Origin of the sequence: Roseateles aquae, assembly GCF_032337115.1 — a bacterium.
Lineage (GTDB): Bacteria > Pseudomonadota > Gammaproteobacteria > Burkholderiales > Burkholderiaceae_C > Roseateles_C > Roseateles_C aquae.
Genome location: NZ_JAVXZY010000001.1, coordinates 495709 through 511470, shown reverse-complemented (window position 1 = coordinate 511470; position 15762 = coordinate 495709). Strand labels below are relative to the sequence as shown.

Annotated in this window: 8 protein-coding genes; 4 read left to right on the top strand and 4 right to left on the bottom strand. The window is 67.0% G+C overall.

The window, feature by feature from the left end:
• The first annotated feature begins 182 nt into the window (after positions 1-182).
• Positions 183-1382 carry a hypothetical protein gene (locus RQP53_RS02230; RefSeq protein WP_315648372.1) on the top strand — a complete coding sequence of 400 codons (1200 nt, stop codon included), beginning with the start codon at positions 183-185 and terminating at the stop codon, positions 1380-1382.
• Positions 1383-1415: 33 nt separating this feature from the next.
• Here the strand turns inward: RQP53_RS02230 and RQP53_RS02225 are convergent, their stop codons facing one another.
• Positions 1416-2369 (bottom strand): peptidylprolyl isomerase, encoded by a 954-nt coding sequence (locus RQP53_RS02225; RefSeq protein ID WP_315648371.1) that lies wholly within the window; start codon positions 2367-2369, stop codon positions 1416-1418.
• Between the two features lie 80 nt (positions 2370-2449).
• Here RQP53_RS02225 and dnaE point away from each other — a divergent pair, with 80 nt between their 5' ends.
• The gene (gene dnaE / locus RQP53_RS02220; RefSeq protein ID WP_315648370.1) at positions 2450-5974 is read left to right on the top strand and encodes a DNA polymerase III subunit alpha; all 3525 of its coding nucleotides are present in this window, start codon (positions 2450-2452) and stop codon (positions 5972-5974) included.
• 8 nt (positions 5975-5982) lie between these two features.
• On the opposite strand, the gene RQP53_RS02215 is transcribed toward dnaE, so the two are convergent.
• Positions 5983-11277 (bottom strand): hypothetical protein, encoded by a 5295-nt coding sequence (locus tag RQP53_RS02215; protein WP_315648369.1) that lies wholly within the window; start codon positions 11275-11277, stop codon positions 5983-5985.
• Between the two features lie 283 nt (positions 11278-11560).
• Between RQP53_RS02215 and RQP53_RS02210 the strand changes: the two genes are divergently transcribed.
• Positions 11561-12868, top strand: coding sequence for a patatin-like phospholipase family protein (locus tag RQP53_RS02210; protein ID WP_315648367.1), 1308 nt, complete (start codon positions 11561-11563; stop codon positions 12866-12868).
• A gap of 122 nt (positions 12869-12990) precedes the next feature.
• Positions 12991-13671, top strand: coding sequence for an O-methyltransferase (locus RQP53_RS02205; protein WP_315648365.1), 681 nt, complete (start codon positions 12991-12993; stop codon positions 13669-13671).
• 7 nt (positions 13672-13678) lie between these two features.
• Here the strand turns inward: RQP53_RS02205 and RQP53_RS02200 are convergent, their stop codons facing one another.
• Positions 13679-13990 (bottom strand): ComEA family DNA-binding protein, encoded by a 312-nt coding sequence (locus RQP53_RS02200; RefSeq protein WP_315648363.1) that lies wholly within the window; start codon positions 13988-13990, stop codon positions 13679-13681.
• A gap of 10 nt (positions 13991-14000) precedes the next feature.
• Positions 14001-15731 carry an ABC transporter ATP-binding protein gene (locus RQP53_RS02195; RefSeq protein ID WP_315648361.1) on the bottom strand — a complete coding sequence of 577 codons (1731 nt, stop codon included), beginning with the start codon at positions 15729-15731 and terminating at the stop codon, positions 14001-14003.
• Positions 15732-15762: the final 31 nt, after the last annotated feature.

The window sequence follows — 15762 nt, the reverse complement described above, 5'->3', positions numbered from 1 at the left end:
AGCCCAGGCGCGTCAGGTGTGCGCGATGCACAGCAGCCATCCGCGACGATTGCCTTGGCAGACCCTTCTGGCCGTTAGCATGGCGAGCCTGATCATCGGATTGAACAATGAAAACACCAGAGACAAGAACCGATTCGGCCGCTGCAAGCCGGCATGCCCCGGCGCCTTTGCCCAAGGACAGCTTGACCGACGCGCCCGATGCCGGCCGCCGCAAGAGCTGGACGGTCGTGCTGGGGGCGCTATTGGCAGCTTGCGGGGGTGGCGGTACGTCAACACCAGCACCGTCGCCTGCACCGGCACCCTCACCAACGCCTGCACCTGCACCTGGACCTGCACCCCAGCCTTCCCCAGACGCCAAGCTGGAGCTGCTGAATTGGGAGCCGGGCGCCAGCGTCGACTACCAGATGCCCATCCTCTACGGCCGCTCAAGCTCGCTCAACAAGGACATCGGCATCGAGTTGGCAGGGCAATCGGTCAGCGCGCCGGTGCGTGATGGCTTTTTCAAGGCCGCCGTCAGGCTCAAGCCCGGCAGCAATGAGTTGCAGCTAAAGGCGGGCAGCCAGACCGCCAGCCTCACGATCAACTATGTGCCGGCCAACAACCGGCTCAAGGTGCAGATGATCTATGTGTTGGCGGCCGACGACGATGGCCACTTCATGGCGCCCGCCGGTGAAGCCAACGACATCGAAAGCGCGAAGCAGCGCATTGCCACCGCGGCGCTGATGATGCAGTCCGCCACGGCCGAGATGATGAAGAAGCAGCTGCGCCGTCGTGTCAGCTTCAGCCTGCTGGAAGACGCGGCGGGCAATCCCATCGTGAAGTCGCTGCGCCTGGCCATGACGAAGAAGCAGCTGCTGGAGAAGACGGATCTGGAGCTGTATGCGCTGGTCGAGGCTGCCTTGCGCGAGGCCAAGGAAGATGTCGGCGTGAAGAACGTCGCCTTCATGAGCTTCACCTCGTATGACGGCGTCAAGGTCACCGGCCATGCGGCTCGCGGCAGTGGCATCCTGGGGCTGTTCGGCACGCCCAATCTGCACGCCTGGCCGACAAAGGTGGACGAGATCGCTGCGCGCCTGCTGAACGACACCCGTGTCGACACCCGGGTGCTGCCTGACGACAGCGGCGGCGGCAGCAACCGCGGGAACTACTGGTCCAACTGCGCCACCGGCATGGGGGCGGCCTTGCACGAGCTGGGGCACACCTTCGATCTGCCGCATACCGCGGGCGGCATCATGGAGCGCGGTTTCGACAACTTCAACCGGCTCTTCGTGATCGAGGAACCGGGCTATGCCAAGGCGCTGACCACCGAGGAGGAGGGAGGCGCCTTCTGGCATCCCAGCAGTGTGGATCTGCTGCTGCGCAGCGACTGGTTCAACAAATAGCGCTCAGCAAGGCTGGGCAGGCCCTGCGGTGCTTCACTGCGCCGGCTTGTCTCGCATCGGCACCGTGGCGCCGCAGACGTCGACATGCTCGGGGCTGTGCACGAACCAGCCACCACGGTGGCGGCGGGTGTCCAGCAGCGCGTCCCAGCTCTTGCTGTCGGTGCGCAGCAGCTGCAGGTGCGGCCGTTCGGACTCGGGCAGGTCGGAAGCCAGGCGGACCTGCTTGATTGTTGTGCGCTGCTCGGGCTGGTCGTAGAAGCCCATGTTCGGGCCGCCGCGCTGCAGGGCCGCCAGGAACTCCATGCCCTTGAGCACGCGGCCGACGACGGTGATGTTCAGGTCCAGGCCGCGGGCCGGCGAGATCATCGCGTAGAGCTCGGCACCGGTGCTGGAGTCGACCGTCTCGCCGCGCCCGGCGCCAACGACGCCATAGCAATGCGCCAGCCAGGCTTTGTTCTGCTTGGGATTGGCGGCGACGGCGAAGCCATCGACAAAGCCGCTCACCGGCGCCCAGCCGTCGACATCGGGCAGCTTGTTGATCGGCAGGCCCTTGAAGGGAATGCTGAACTCGGCCGGCAGTTTGGCCGACGCGGGCGCCAAGGGCTTGGCGGTCTTTTCGTCGTCGCCGTTCGGATCGCCCCATTGGGCGACGTAGTTGTCCTGCACACGCAGCACGGTCAGGCCGTTCCAGTAGCCGTTGTGCGCCAGGGTGCGGATATTGGCCACATGGCGCGGGGCGAAGCGTTCGGCCAGTTCGATCAAGACCTGACCCTGGGGCAGGTCCATGATCAAGAGATTGCGCGGCTCGACATCACGCCATTCACCAGCCGTGGCGGCCTTGATCACGTCGGCGCCGGTGCGGGCGGGGTTGCTGTCGGCCTTGGCGGCTGGCGCTGTGGCGGCTGCACTGGCCGCGATGGCGCTGCCAGCGAGCAGGCTTGCCAGCAAGATGGCAGTGAATCGAGATGCGCTTCGAGATGCATTCATGGTGGCCCTCCGTCCTGTGCTGTGAAATTGGCGGCGAGCATACCCGCCGGCGAGGCGGCTCCGCCTCTCTACAATCCCGTATGCCTTTCGTTCACCTGCGCACCCATACCGAGTTTTCCGTCGTCGACGGCACCCTGAGAGTCGACGACGCCGCCGCCGCCGCGGCCAAGGACAGCCAGCCGGCGCTGGCCATCACCGATCTGGCCAATACCTTTGGCGCGGTGAAGTTCTACAACGCCTGTCGCAAGAAGGGTGTCAAGCCGATTTTGGGCGCCGATTGCTGGATCGAGGCCGAGGCCAGCGACCGCCAACCGACCCGCGTGCTGCTGCTGGTGCAGAACAGCAAGGGCTATCTGAACCTCAGCGAACTGCTGTCGCGCGCCTGGATCCAGAACGTCCAGCGCACCCAGGCCTGCCTGAAGCTCGAATGGATGCAGGAGCTGCACGAGGGCCTGATCTGCATCAGCGGTGCGCAGTTCGGCGCCGTTGGCCAGGCGCTGATGAGCGGCGATCAGCCACGCGCTCGCGAATGGGCCGAGCGGCTGGCGGCCATCTATCCGGGCCGCTTCTACCTGGAGCTGCAGCGCGCCGGCCTGCCGGGCCAGGAGGCGCTGGTGCGCGCCACCGTGCCGCTGGCGGCCGAGCTCGGTTTGCCTGTGGTGGCCACCCACCCAGTGCAGTTTCTCGAGGAGGCCGATTTCGACGCCCATGAGGCGCGGGTCTGTATTGCCGATGGCGAGACCCTGGCCAATCCCAAGCGGGTCAAGCGCTTTCTGCCGGGCCAGTATTTCAAGCCGCAGGCCGAAATGGAGGCGCTGTTTGCCGACATCCCCTCGGCCATTGCCAACACGGTGGAGATCGCCCGCCGCTGCAGCCTTTCGTTGAAGCTGGGCAAGCCGCAACTGCCCAACTTCCCGACGCCCATCCTCGACGACGGCAGCGTCATGCCGATGGAAACCTATTTCCGCGAGCTCAGCTACGAAGGCCTGGAGTGGCGCCTCTTGCAGCTGTTCCCGGACGCGGCCAAGCGCGATGCCGAGCGGCCGCGCTACGTCGAGCGGCTGGAGTTCGAGCTGGGCACCATCATCAAGATGGGCTTCCCGGGCTACTTCCTGATCGTGTCGGACTTCATCCGCTGGGCCAAGGCCAATGGCTGCCCGGTCGGCCCGGGCCGGGGCTCGGGTGCCGGCTCGCTGGTGGCCTATGTGCTGTCGATTACGGATCTGGACCCGCTGCAGTACAACCTGCTGTTCGAGCGTTTCCTGAACCCCGAGCGGGTCTCGATGCCTGACTTCGACATCGACTTCTGCCAGGGCAATCGCGACCGCGTCATCGACTATGTGAAGGACAAATACGGTCGTCCCGCCGTCAGCCAGATCGCCACCTTCGGCACCATGGCGGCCAAGGGCGCGCTGCGTGATATCGGCCGGGTGCTGGGTATGGGCTTCGGCCATGTCGATTCGATCGCCAAGCTGGTGCCGGCGCCGCCGGGCAAGACGGTGACGCTGGCCAAGCTGCCGCCGGACTTCGATCCGGAAAAGGCCAAGATGGTCTATGCGCGGCACGAGTCGCCCGAGATCGAGGAGCGCGAGAAGGAAGACGAGGAAGTGGCCGGCCTCCTGACGCTGGCCGCCCGCGTTGAAGGCACGGTGCGCTCGATCGGCATGCACGCCGGCGGCGTGCTGATCGCGCCGGGCAAGATCACCGACTTCTGTGCCCAGTACCAGCAGCCCGGCTCGAACAGCGCGGTCAGCATGTACGACAAGGACGACGTCGAGGCCATCGGCCTGGTCAAGTTCGACTTCTTGGGCCTGGCCACGCTGACCATTCTCGAACTGGCCAAGAACTTCATCATCGCCCGCCATCCGGACCAGGCCGATTTCGATTTCGCCAAGGTGCCGCTGGACGATCGCAAGACCTTCAAGCTCTTCGGCGACGGCTATTCGGAAAGCGTGTTCCAGTTTGAATCGCCAGGCATGCAGCGGCTGCTGAAGGACGCCAAGCCCTCGCGCTTCGAAGACCTGATCGCGCTGGTGTCGCTGTACCGGCCGGGGCCGATGGACCTGATCCCCTCGTTCGTGGCGCGAAAGCATGGCCGCGAAACGATCGAGTACCCGCATCCGCTGCTCGGCCAGGTGCTGGAAGAGACCTATGGCGTGATGGTCTACCAGGAGCAGGTGATGCAGGCGGCCCAGGTGCTGGGCGGCTACAGCCTTGGCGGCGCCGACATGCTGCGCCGCGCGATGGGCAAGAAGAAGGCCGAGGAAATGGCCATGCACCGCGAGATCTTCCGCAAGGGGGCCGCGGCCAAGGACATCAGCCAGGACAAGGCCGACGAGGTCTTCGACCTGATGGAGAAATTCGCCGGCTACGGCTTCAACAAGTCGCACGCCGCCGCCTACGCCTTGCTGAGCTATCACACGGCCTGGCTGAAGACCCATTTCACGGCCGAGTTCTACGCCGCGAACATGACCATTGAAATGGACGACACCGACAAGCTCAAGGTGTTGCTCAACGACGCCAAGCTGTTCTCCATCGAGTTCCAGCCGCCCTGCGTGAACCGCGGTGTCTATCGCTTCGAGCCGATCAGCGGCAAGCTGATCAACTACGGCCTCGGCGCCATCAAGGGCACCGGCCAGGGCGCCATCGATGCCATCGTGGCGGCGCGCGAGGCCGGCGGCCCCTTCAAGACCTTCTTCGATTTCTGCGCCCGGGTCGACCGCAAGGCGGTCAACAAGCGCGTCGTCGAGGCGCTGATCAAGGCCGGCGCCTTCGACACGATGCAGGTCGAGCGCTCGCAGCTGCTGGCCAGCGTGGCGCTGGGCTACACCTATGCCGACAACCTGGCCGCCAATGCCGACCAGGGTGGCCTGTTCGACTTCGACGATACCCATGGCTCATCGACGGCCGAGCCCGATCTGGTCGAGGCCAAGCCCTGGAGCATCAAGGAGCGGCTGAGCCTGGAGAAGACGGCCATCGGCTTCTACCTCTCCGGCCATCTGTTCGACCAGTGCGGCGACGAGGTGCGACGCATGGTCAAGCGCCGCATCGTCGATCTGCAAGACAGCCGCGAGCCGGTGATGGTGGCCGGCATCGTGGCCGATATGCGCATCATCAACGGCCATCGCGGCCGCGTCGCCATCTTCAAGCTCGACGACAAGAGCGATGCGATCGAGGCGGTGGCCAACGAGGAGCTGATCAATGCCAACAAGGAGCTGCTGGCCGAGGACAGCCTGATCATCGTCTCCGGCAAGGTGCAGAACGACCGCTTCTCCGGCGGCCTGCGCTTGAACGTGCAGCAGATCTGGGACCTGGCCGGCGCGCGGGCCCGCTTCGGCAAGTTCCTGCGCCTGGAGGCCAATGGCGTGACGCCGCCGGTGGCCGAGGTGATCCAGCAGTGGCCGGCGCGCCAGATCGACACCGAGCAGGGCCGGCTGACGCTGGGCCTGTCACTGCGGCTGACGATCAAGCGCGAGGGCGCGGTGGCCGAGCTGGACCTTGGCGATGCGGCCAAGTTCTGGCCGGTCGACGAGGCGCTGGCGTTGTTTGCGCCGCCGGCCAAGAATGGCGACGCGGGTGCACTGCCGCAGATCGTCTACGACTGAAACGCCAGCTAAATGGAGAGCGCGCGGTGACCGTCATGCTCATCGTGGTGCTGGCGCAGCCAATGCAAGGCGGCCAGCGACAGCGTGTCAGGCTGCCCATCAAGTGTGGCGGCGTGCGCCGAGGCAGGGGGCGATAGGCTTTCCGAACCGGCCAGCAGGTTGCCGCCCGGTGCCACCAGCATCTCGGCCAATGTCGGCAAGGCGCTGGCATTAATCAGCTCATGCACCTCCAGCTGGGTGGCCTGGTGCAACTGGCTGACGATGTGGTTTGACAGCAGCTGGGCGTGTTCGGCGGGCGCTGTGGGCTGGGACGAGCTCAAGTCCTGTGTCGGCCCGAAGTCCAGTTCGGGCAGCACGGCGCCACCGCTGTTGACACTGTCCATGCTCGGCGCCTCATGGTGGCCGAGGCTCGTTGCCATGCTGTGGCGTACCGAGGCTTCGGCAGCGGCCAGCGCCGGCGGCGATGCCGCCCAGGCGCTGCCGGCGCCGGGCAAGCTGGCAGCGGCAGCCGGCGCCTGCACGGCAGCCGCGATATGGCTGCTTGGCCCGACATCGGCCGCCAAAGCAATGCCGCTCAGGTCGATGAAGCCCGCGGCCTGCGTCGTCGGGGCGACGGCGCCGATGGTAGCCGTCAGGGCTTCCGTGTGCAGCGCCTGGCGCGCCGCCTCGCTCATCGCGGCAAGCACCTCGGGTCGCAGTTCACGGACCTGGTCCGCCGTCATCGCAGCCGCCTGGGCAACGGTCAGCGCTGCACCTTGAGCGGTGCTGAGCAGGCCGATGTCGGCCGGGGTGATGGCCGCGAAAAGCGTGCTGCTCAGACCATGCACCTGGCTGGCCTGCAAGGACTGGATCTGGCTGCCGCTGAGCGCTTCGATCTGCGCTGCACTCATTGTGTTCAGCGTTGCAGCGCTGAGGCCGCTCAGCAGCGTGGTGGACAGGCCGGTGAGTGCGCCGTTGCTGAGCGCCCGCCACTGCTCAGGGTGCAGCAGATCAAGCTGGCCCGCGTTGACGGCGGCGAGCTGGCCGGCATTCAGCGCGTGCAGCGCGGCCGTGCTCATCGCCTCCCATTGCGCAGCGCTCAACGCTTGCAGCTGCTCGCCGTGCAGGCCACGCACCTGGCTGGTACTGAGGGCCGCGATCTGGTTGAGCGCCAAGGCCGCCACCTGGGGGGCAGCCAGCACGCCCAGCTGCTGTGCCGTCAGCACGCCCAGCTGGGCCTCGCTCAGCGCGACCAACTGCTCGGGACGCAGCACCTGCAGCTCGGCGTCGGTGATCAGCTTCAGATCTGCAACGCTGATCGCGGCGACCTGCCGGGCTGTCAGCGCGCCGATCTGGGTCGCGCTCAGGGCGCTGAACTGTTCGGTGCCGAGCGCTGCAATAGCCTGTGGACTCAAGGCCTGCAAAGCGCTACTGCTCAGGCCGTAGATCTGACTGACGCCCAGCGCCGCCACCTGCGCCGCGCTGAGCCCGGAGAGTTGATCGCTACCCAGCTGGTTCAGCGTGCTGACCGGCAGTGCGCGCAGCACGGCCGGGGCGAGATAGCCGATATGGTCATGGTCCAGCGCTGCCCATTGACTGGCGCTGAGGCTCAGCGCCTGCGGCGCGGCGATGGCGGCCAGTTGTTCGGCGCCCAGCGCCGCCATGACCGCAGGGCTCAGCATGCTGAGCCGGTAGGGCGTCAGCGCGGCAATCTGCGAAGCGGCCAGCTGGCCGAACTGTTCGGGTGTCAGCGATTGCAGCTGGCTGACGCTCAGGCTGGCGAATGCGCTGCTGCTCAGCGCGCCGAGTTGGGTGGCGCTGAACAGGCCGAGCTGTGTATTGCTCAGGCCGGCCAGCTGGGCCGAGCTCAGCGCAGCGACCTGGGCGACATTGAGGGCGCGCAGCGCGCTGTCCGACAGCGCATGCAGATCGTTCTTGTCGAGTGCCGAGATCTGCTCGACGCTCAGGGCTGCCACCTGGTTGGCGGTAAACGCGCCGACCTGTTCGGGTCGCAATGCATGCAGATGGCTGCTGGACAAGGCACCCAGTTGATCAGGCGACAGCGCCTGCAGCTGGGCCGTGCTCATCGCCAACCACTGGGTGCTGGAGAGACCTTGCAGCTGCTCCTGGTGCAGGGCAGCCAGCGTGGCGGGCTGCAGCAGCGGAATCGCGTCGGCACCGAGGGCCTGCATCTGCGCGCTGTTGAAGGCGGCCAGCTGATTGGCGCTCAGATGCTGCAGCTGGCTGCTGGACAAGGCATGCACGGCGGCGGCGCTGAGCGCGGCCGTCTGCTCGGGGCGCCAGAGGTCCAGCGTGCCCGCGGCCAGGCCGGCCATCTGTGCGGCGGTCAGCGCTGCGATCTGCTGGGTGTTCAGCAGCGGTAGTGCGCTGGTGCTGAACAGGGCAATCTCGTCGGTGCTCAAGCCGGTTAGTGCGGCCGGGCTCAGTGCTGCAATGCCGCTGGCACCGAGCGCGCTGAGCTGGCTGCTGTCCAGCGCCGCCACGGCGCTGGCATTCAGTCCGGCGATCTGGCTGCTGCTCAACAGCGCCAGTTTCTGCGTGCCCAGCGCGCGCAGATCGGCGGCATCAAAGGCCTGCAGCTGACTGCTGCTGAGGGCGCCCAGCTGGGCGGCGCTCATGGCGGCCATGCTGGCGCTGCTCAGATTGGCCAGCGCCGTGGCATTGAAGGCCTGGAGCTGCTCGGCGCTCAGTGCGGTGATGCTGTCGCTGTTCAGCCTGGCGGTTTGGGCGGCCGTCAGCGCGCCGAGCTGACTGTTGCTCCAGTGCGGCAGTGCGGCTGTCAGGGCCGGGATGTCGGCAGCGTTCAGTCCGGCGATCTGACTGCTGCTCAAGGCATCGAGCTGGGCACTGCTCAGCGCCGCAATCTGGGCACTGCTGAAGCTGTTCAGCACGGCCAACGGCAAGGCCTGGATCTGATCGGTGTTCAGCGCCAGCAGCTGGCTGCTGCTCAGCGCATTCGCCTGGCCACCGCCCAGGCCGGCCAGCTGGCTGCTGCTGAGCGTTTGCAGCTGGGCCGGTGTCAGCGCGGCAAAGCCGGCCGCCGTCAGGCCGCGCAACGCCGTGCTGCTGAGGGCCGCGAACTGCTCGGCACTGAGCGCGCGGATCTGGTTGGTGTTGAAGCTGCCCAGCTCGCTGGCAGTCAAGGCCGACACCTGCAGCGTGTTCAGCCAGCCGATCTGGGTGGCGCCCATGGCGCGCAGCTCGGCAGGGCTGAGCGCGGCGATGTCCTGACTTTCGATGGCCTGGAACTGGCTGCTGTTGAGCGCCAGGAACTGGCTGGTGCTCAGCGCCGAGATGGCCGTGGCGCTCAGCGCAGCAACATTGTCCGCGCTGAGCTTCTGGATCTGGGTGGTGCTCAAGCCCTGCACCTGACGCGCGCCGAGCAGCGCCCATTGATCGTGGCTGAGCGCCTGCAGCGCGCCCTCGCTCATGCCGCGCACCTGGGCACTGCTGAGGGCGGCCAGTTGCTGCGTGCCCAGCGCCTGCCAGTCTTCGCTGCCAAAAGCGGCCAGTTGGCTGGTGCTGAGCGCCGCGATCTGCTGGCTGCCCAGGGCTCGCACCTGATCGATGCTCAGCGACTGCAGCTGGGCGCTGTCCAGCCCTTGAATGGCCGTGCTGCTGAAGGCCTGCAGCTGGCTGCTGCTGAGCGACTGCAGCTGGGCCTGGCTCAGCGCGGCGGCTTCGATGCGGGTCAGGCCACGCAGGGTGCTGGCGCTCAGGCTGGCCAGCTGATCCGGGCTCAAGGCCTGGATCTGGGCCGTGGTCAGCGCGGCCAGCTGCGTGGCATTGAAGGCCCCAAGCTGATCAGCGCTCAGTGCACGGATCTCGTCGGTGCTGAACACGGCCAGCTGGCTGGCGCCAAAGGCCTTGATCTGATCGGGCGTCAGCGCCGCGATGTCATCGCTGCTGAGCGCGGCGAGTTGGCTGCTGCTGAGCGCACGCAAGGCCGAGATGCTGAGATGGCTGACTTGTTCCGCCGTCAGCGCCTGCAGCTGGCTGCTGCTCAGCCCGGCGATCTGACGCGCGGTGAGTCCGGCAATCTGCTCGCCGCTGAAGGCCTGCAGCTGGCTGGCGCCGAACGCCGCCATCTGTGTGCTGGTCAAGGCGCCGAGCTGGGCGGCGCTGAGCGCATGCAGATCCGCGCTGCTGAAGGCGGCCAGCTGGGCCAGGCGCAGGCCAGCCAGCTGGGCGGGGGCCAGCGCCGCGACCTGTTCGCTGCTCAGCGCGGCGATGTCTTCGGTATCCAATGCGGCCAGCTGCTGGCTGCTGAGCGCGCGCAACTGCGCAGCGCTGAAGGCGGCCATGTCCTCGCTGCCCAGGGCAGCAATCTGACTGCTGCCCAGTAGTCGCAGTGCGACCGGGTTCAGCGCACCAAGCTGCGCAGCGCTGAAGGACTGGACCTGCGTTGCCGTCATGGCGGTGAGCTGACGGCCGGTGAAGGCGGCGATCTGCTCCGGTGCGATGGCCTGCAACTGCTCTGGGCTCAGCCGGGCGAATTGACTGGCGCTGAAAGCATTGAGCTGGGCCGCCGATAGCGCGTGAATGTCGTCGCTGCTCAGCGCCGCCAACTGACCGTTGCGCAGGGCGCCAATCTGAGGCGATGTCAGGCTGCTGATCTGCAGCGTTGATAGTGACTGCAACTGGGCCGGCGTCAGCGCCTGAATGGCTGCCACGCTGAAAGCCTGCAGCTGTGGCGTGGCCAGTACACCAAGCTGTTCCTGGCTCAGCGCGGCGGCGGCGGCGGCTCCAAGATTGCGCAGCGCCGTCGGGCTCAGCGCGGCCATGGCGCTGGTGCTCAGCGCCTGCACCTGGCTGACGCTCAGCACGGCCAGCTGTGTCGGCGTGACGACGGCCCATTGCTCGGGCCGCAGCGCCGCCAGCGAGGCCGGGTTCAGCGCAGCCAGCTGATTGGGCATCAGCGTCTGGATCTGGGCCGGGGCGATGTCGGCCAGCACCTCGGGCTTGAGGCCGTTGAGCTGGGCCACGCTGAGGCTGCGCCAGCTGGCCAGGCCGAGCTGGCTGAGATGCTCGGCGTCAAAGGCCTGCAGCTGGCTGGCCGACAGCGCCTGCAGCAGCTTGGGCTGCAACAGGTGCATCTGTTCCTCGGTCAGCGCCTGCAGCTGGCTGCTGCCCAGCTTGGCGAACTGCGCACCGGAAAAGGCATTGAGCTGCAAGGACGAGAAGCGCGCCAGTTCCGCCGGCGTGATCGCGGCGATCTGCTCGGCCGTCAGCTTGGCAATCGCCTGGGGGCTCAGCTGGCTGGCGTCGCCGTTGGTCGGCACGGGAGTGGCTTGGGTCGTCATGGCTTACCTTTGGCGCGGGCTCAAGAATTTCGGCCAGCGTCCGATAAGGCTAATCGCCCTGTTGGCGCCTGATGCCCTGAAAAAAGGCGCTTTCCCGGCGTGGCTCGTGGCTGGGTGGGCCTTGGGTGGCGGTTGGGTGAGTGAGCGGCGGGAGAGAGGCGCTCGGCGAAATGGCTGCCGCTGTCGCTGTTTTCTGACTTTGCCCGGCCGCTGTTTCAGTGATGATCAGAACCTCTCGGGTGAAATGGCGTTGCAGGCACGCCAGCCCGCCAGCAGCCCCCACATGCCCACAGCCCCGCATCAACAGCCAGCCACCACCGGTCTGATCCTGACCGGCGGCGGCGCGCGTGCGGCCTACCAGGTCGGTGTGTTGGCCGCGATCGCCCAGCTGCGTCGCGACGCCGGCGTTGGCGGCAGCGGCGGCGTCAATCCCTTCCCGGTCATTGCCGGCACCTCGGCGGGCGCCATCAATGCCTCGACGCTGGCCTGCCAGGCCGATGATTTCGATGCTGCCGTCGATGGGCTGATGCACATCTGGCAGAACATCCACGTCGACCAGGTCTATACCGCAGACGCCTTTGGCGTGATACGTACCGGCGCGCGCTGGATGACGATGATGAGCCTGGGCTGGGCGCTGGCGCGCTGGAAGCGTTCGCGACCGCGCAGCCTGCTGGACAACGAGCCGCTGCGCCATCTGCTCAAGCGCTGGGTGCGCATCGAGCGGTTGCAAAGCATGCTCGAGCAAGGCCATATGGATGCGCTGGCGCTGAGCGGTTCCAGCTACACCTCGGGCCAGCACGTGACCTTCTATCAGACGCTGAAGGACATCGAGCCCTGGCTGCGCTCGCAGCGCATCTCGGTACGCGCCCAGCTGTCGATCGAGCATCTGCTGGCCTCCTCGGCGATTCCCTTCATCTTCCCGGCCGAGCAGCTTGACCTCGATGGCCAGCTGGAATGGTTTGGCGATGGCTCGATGCGCCAAAGTGCGCCGATTTCGCCGGCGGTTCATCTGGGTGCCGAACGCGTGCTGGTGATAGGGGCCGGGCGCATGCACGAGCCGCCAGGGCGACGTGTACCCCTGGTCGAGGGACACCCGAGCATGGCGCAGATTGCCGGCCATGCGCTGTCAAACATCTTTCTGGATGCGCTGGCGGTTGATGTCGAGCGGCTGCAGCGCATCAATAACACCTTGGGTTTGCTGACGCCAGAAGCTCGGGCGGCCACGCCGCTGCGGCCGATCGACGTGCTGGTGATCGCGCCCAGCCGCCGGCTCGACGAGATGGCTGCCGAGCACCAGGGCAGCCTGCCGCCGGCGATGCGGGCCATGCTGCGCGGCGTGGGTGTGCAGGGCGAGGGCAAGGGGGCCTCGGGTTCCGCGCTGACCAGCTACCTGCTGTTCGAGCCCTCGTTCACCAACGAGCTGATCACCTTGGGCCTGTCCGACACGCTGGCGCGCCGTGCCGATGTGCAGCGCTTCTTCGGCTGGCCAAGCGAGCCGCCCAAGGTCGATTGGGCCAGCCTGCGCCGGCGCCAGGCCGGCTTTGCGGCCGAGGCGTCGGGCGACGCGGGCAAGGTGACGCAGCCCGCCTAGGGCGCTTGCAGCGTTGCGCTTCGCCCTCTGCCATTGCGACCGTCGCCTTTGGCACATGCGCTGCGCCCTTGCGCTGGCTAGCATCGGTGGACCTAAGTTCATAGACCCGAGCCGCCTACGCGATGAGAAGCCCCGACTACCCAAATGCCGATGTGCCCCGCTGGGCCGCCGTTGATGCCTATTTTTCCGAGCGCCTGGCGCCGGTCGATCCTCAGCTGCAGGAGGCGCTGGGCCGTAGCAGCGCGGCTGGCCTGCCGCAGCACGAGGTGTCGGCGGTGCAGGGCAAGTTCCTGGCCCTGCTGGTCGGCATTAGCCAGGCCAAACGGGTGCTGGAGATCGGCACCCTGGGCGGCTACAGCACGATCTGGATGGCGCGTGCGTTGCCGGCCGGCGGCAAGATCGTCACACTGGAGCGCAATGCCGACTACGCCGAGGTGGCGCGCCGCAATTTCGTGGCCGCTGGCGTCGACAGCCTGATCGAGCTGCGCATCGGCAGCGCGGCCGATGTGCTGCCGACGCTGCAGGCCCCCTTCGACCTGTTCTTCATTGACGCCGACAAACCCAACAATCCGCTCTACCTGGACTGGGCCTTGAAGCTGGCCCGCCCGGGTTCCATCATCATCGGCGACAACGTCGTCCGTGGCGGTGCGGTGGTCGACCCTGAGAGCCCGGACGCCAATGTCATCGGCGTGCGCCAGTTCATCGACCGCATGTCGACCGACCCGCGCCTGGAGGCCACGGCGTTGCAGACGGTAGGTGAGAAGGGTTGGGACGGCTTTTCGATCGCCCGTGTGACGGGCTGAGTGCTCTTTAGTCCGCTGGTCTGACGGGCTGGAGGTCAGCCGCAAAGGGCTGCGTGCCCACGCGCAGCCCCTGCTGGGACAGCCGCCTGGCCAGCGCCGGGCCGATGCCGGCGACACGGCGGCGCAGATCGGCCCAATCGGCAAACGGCGCGCGCTGGCGAGCTGCCAGCAGCCGCTCCACCATCACCGGCCCCAGGCCATCGAGCGACTCCAGCTGCGCGCGGCTGGCACGGTTGACGTCCAGCAGCACCTCATCCTGCGGCCAGGCAAGACCTGACCCTGTCAGCAGCAGCGCGAGCAGGGCCGGGCGCCTTTGCATGGCTCGCGCCTCAGTGCTGGACCTGCACCATGCCGGCGTAGGTGCCACCGGCAGCGAGCAGCTCGGCATGGCGACCGCTCTCTATCACCTGGCCCTCGCGCATCACATGGATGCAATCGGCCTGGCGGACGGTGGAGAGACGGTGGGCGATCAGGATCAGCGTCTTCTTGCCCTGCCATTGCTCCAGCGCCTGCTGGACGGCGCGCTCGCTCTCGGTGTCCAGCGCCGAGGTGGCTTCGTCAAAGACCCAGATCGGCGCCTCCTTGTACAGCGCCCGGGCAATCGCCAGACGCTGGCGCTGGCCGCCGGACAGCTTGCTGCCATTGGCGCCGACCAGGGTGTCCAGGCCCTCAGGCAGGCTCTGCACAAAGTCCCACAGATGAGCGGCGCGCAAGGCCTGCTCCAGGCGCGCAGTGTCGCGCGGCTGGGCGTAGGCGATGTTGTCGGCCACCGAGGCATCGAACAGCACGATGTCCTGCGAGACCACGGCGAACTGCTTGCGCAGGCTGGCGCGGGTCAGTGCGTTGATGTCGTGGCCGTCGAGCAGGATCTGGCCGGCGTCCGGCTCGGCAAAGCCCAGCAGCAGGTGAATCACCGAGCTTTTGCCCGCGCCCGATGCGCCGACCAGGGCGGTCGTCTTGCCCGCGGCGATGTGCAGGTCGAGCTGGCGCAGCGCGGCCTGGGCAGCGCCGGGGTAGTGCAGCGTCACCTGGCGCAGTTGCAGATCGCCCTGGCAGCTCTGCAGCACCTCATGGCCGCGGTCGGCCTCGGCTGGTTCATCCAACAATTCCAGGCAGCCGCGCGACATCACCAGCGCATTGGTGATGGGTTGCGCGACTTCGCTGAGATGGCGCACCCGCGACATCAGCAGCAAGAGCGCGGTGATGAAGGCAACGAAGTCTCCGACGGTGGCTGCATCCTGACGCGCCTGCAGCAGGGCCAGGCACAGAATCAGTGACAGGCCAACGCTGGCGATCAGCTGCGACAGCGGCTGGGTCATTGCGTTGGCGGCGGCGGCCTTCAGCGTGCTGCGCTGCACTTCGAGGGAGCGCTCGCCAAAGCGGGCGCGCTCGTGGTCGGCGGCGTCGAAGCTGCGCACCACACGCCAGGCCCGGGTGATGTCGTCCACGGCATTGACCATGCGCAGCTGCGCGTCATAGGCCCAGCTGCCCATGCGGCGCACCCGATTGTTGACGCGCTTGACCGCATAGGCCATCAGCGGCGTGATGGCCAGCGAGAGCAGGGTCAGCTGCCAGTTCAGCTGGAACAGATAGCCGAGCACGAACAGCGCCGGCAGGCCGTCGCGCAGCAAGGTGATCAGCGAGCCGCCGAGCAGGTTCATGATCTGCTGCGGGTCGTTGACGATCTTGGTCACCGCGGTGCCGGGCTGCAGCGAGGTGTAGACCTTGGCATCCGCCTTCAACAGCGCCTCGAGCAGGGCGCTGCGCATGCGCAGCACCGTGCGCGCGATTGCCCAGTTCAGCAGGTACTGGCCGAGAAAGCTGAAGAAGCCGCGGATTGCGAACAGGCCGATCAGAATGACAGGCACCCACCAGATCGGGAACGAGCCGGCCGATTTGAAGCCGGAGTCCATCACCGTCTTGAGCAGCTGCGGTACCAGCGGCTCGGTCACGCCGGCAGCCAGATAGGCCAGCAGGGTGAGGATCAGGCCGTTGCGCTGCGGGCGCGCAAAAACCATCAGACGGCGGGCGTTCTGGCGCAGATCGGGGCTTGAACTCATCGAGGGGCGGTGGCCAAGTGGAGGGGGTGTG

What these genes read in the sequence shown, in the direction of transcription:
- RQP53_RS02215 (WP_315648369.1), bottom strand. Translation starts at nt 11,277, where the DNA reads ATGACGACCCAAGCCACTCCCGTGCCGACCAACGGCGACGCCAGCCAG.
- RQP53_RS02210 (WP_315648367.1), top strand. Translation starts at nt 11,561, where the DNA reads ATGCCCACAGCCCCGCATCAACAGCCAGCCACCACCGGTCTGATCCTG.
- dnaE (WP_315648370.1), top strand. Translation starts at nt 2,450, where the DNA reads ATGCCTTTCGTTCACCTGCGCACCCATACCGAGTTTTCCGTCGTCGAC.
- RQP53_RS02205 (WP_315648365.1), top strand. Translation starts at nt 12,991, where the DNA reads ATGAGAAGCCCCGACTACCCAAATGCCGATGTGCCCCGCTGGGCCGCC.
- RQP53_RS02225 (WP_315648371.1), bottom strand. Translation starts at nt 2,369, where the DNA reads ATGAATGCATCTCGAAGCGCATCTCGATTCACTGCCATCTTGCTGGCA.
- RQP53_RS02200 (WP_315648363.1), bottom strand. Translation starts at nt 13,990, where the DNA reads ATGCAAAGGCGCCCGGCCCTGCTCGCGCTGCTGCTGACAGGGTCAGGT.
- RQP53_RS02195 (WP_315648361.1), bottom strand. Translation starts at nt 15,731, where the DNA reads ATGAGTTCAAGCCCCGATCTGCGCCAGAACGCCCGCCGTCTGATGGTT.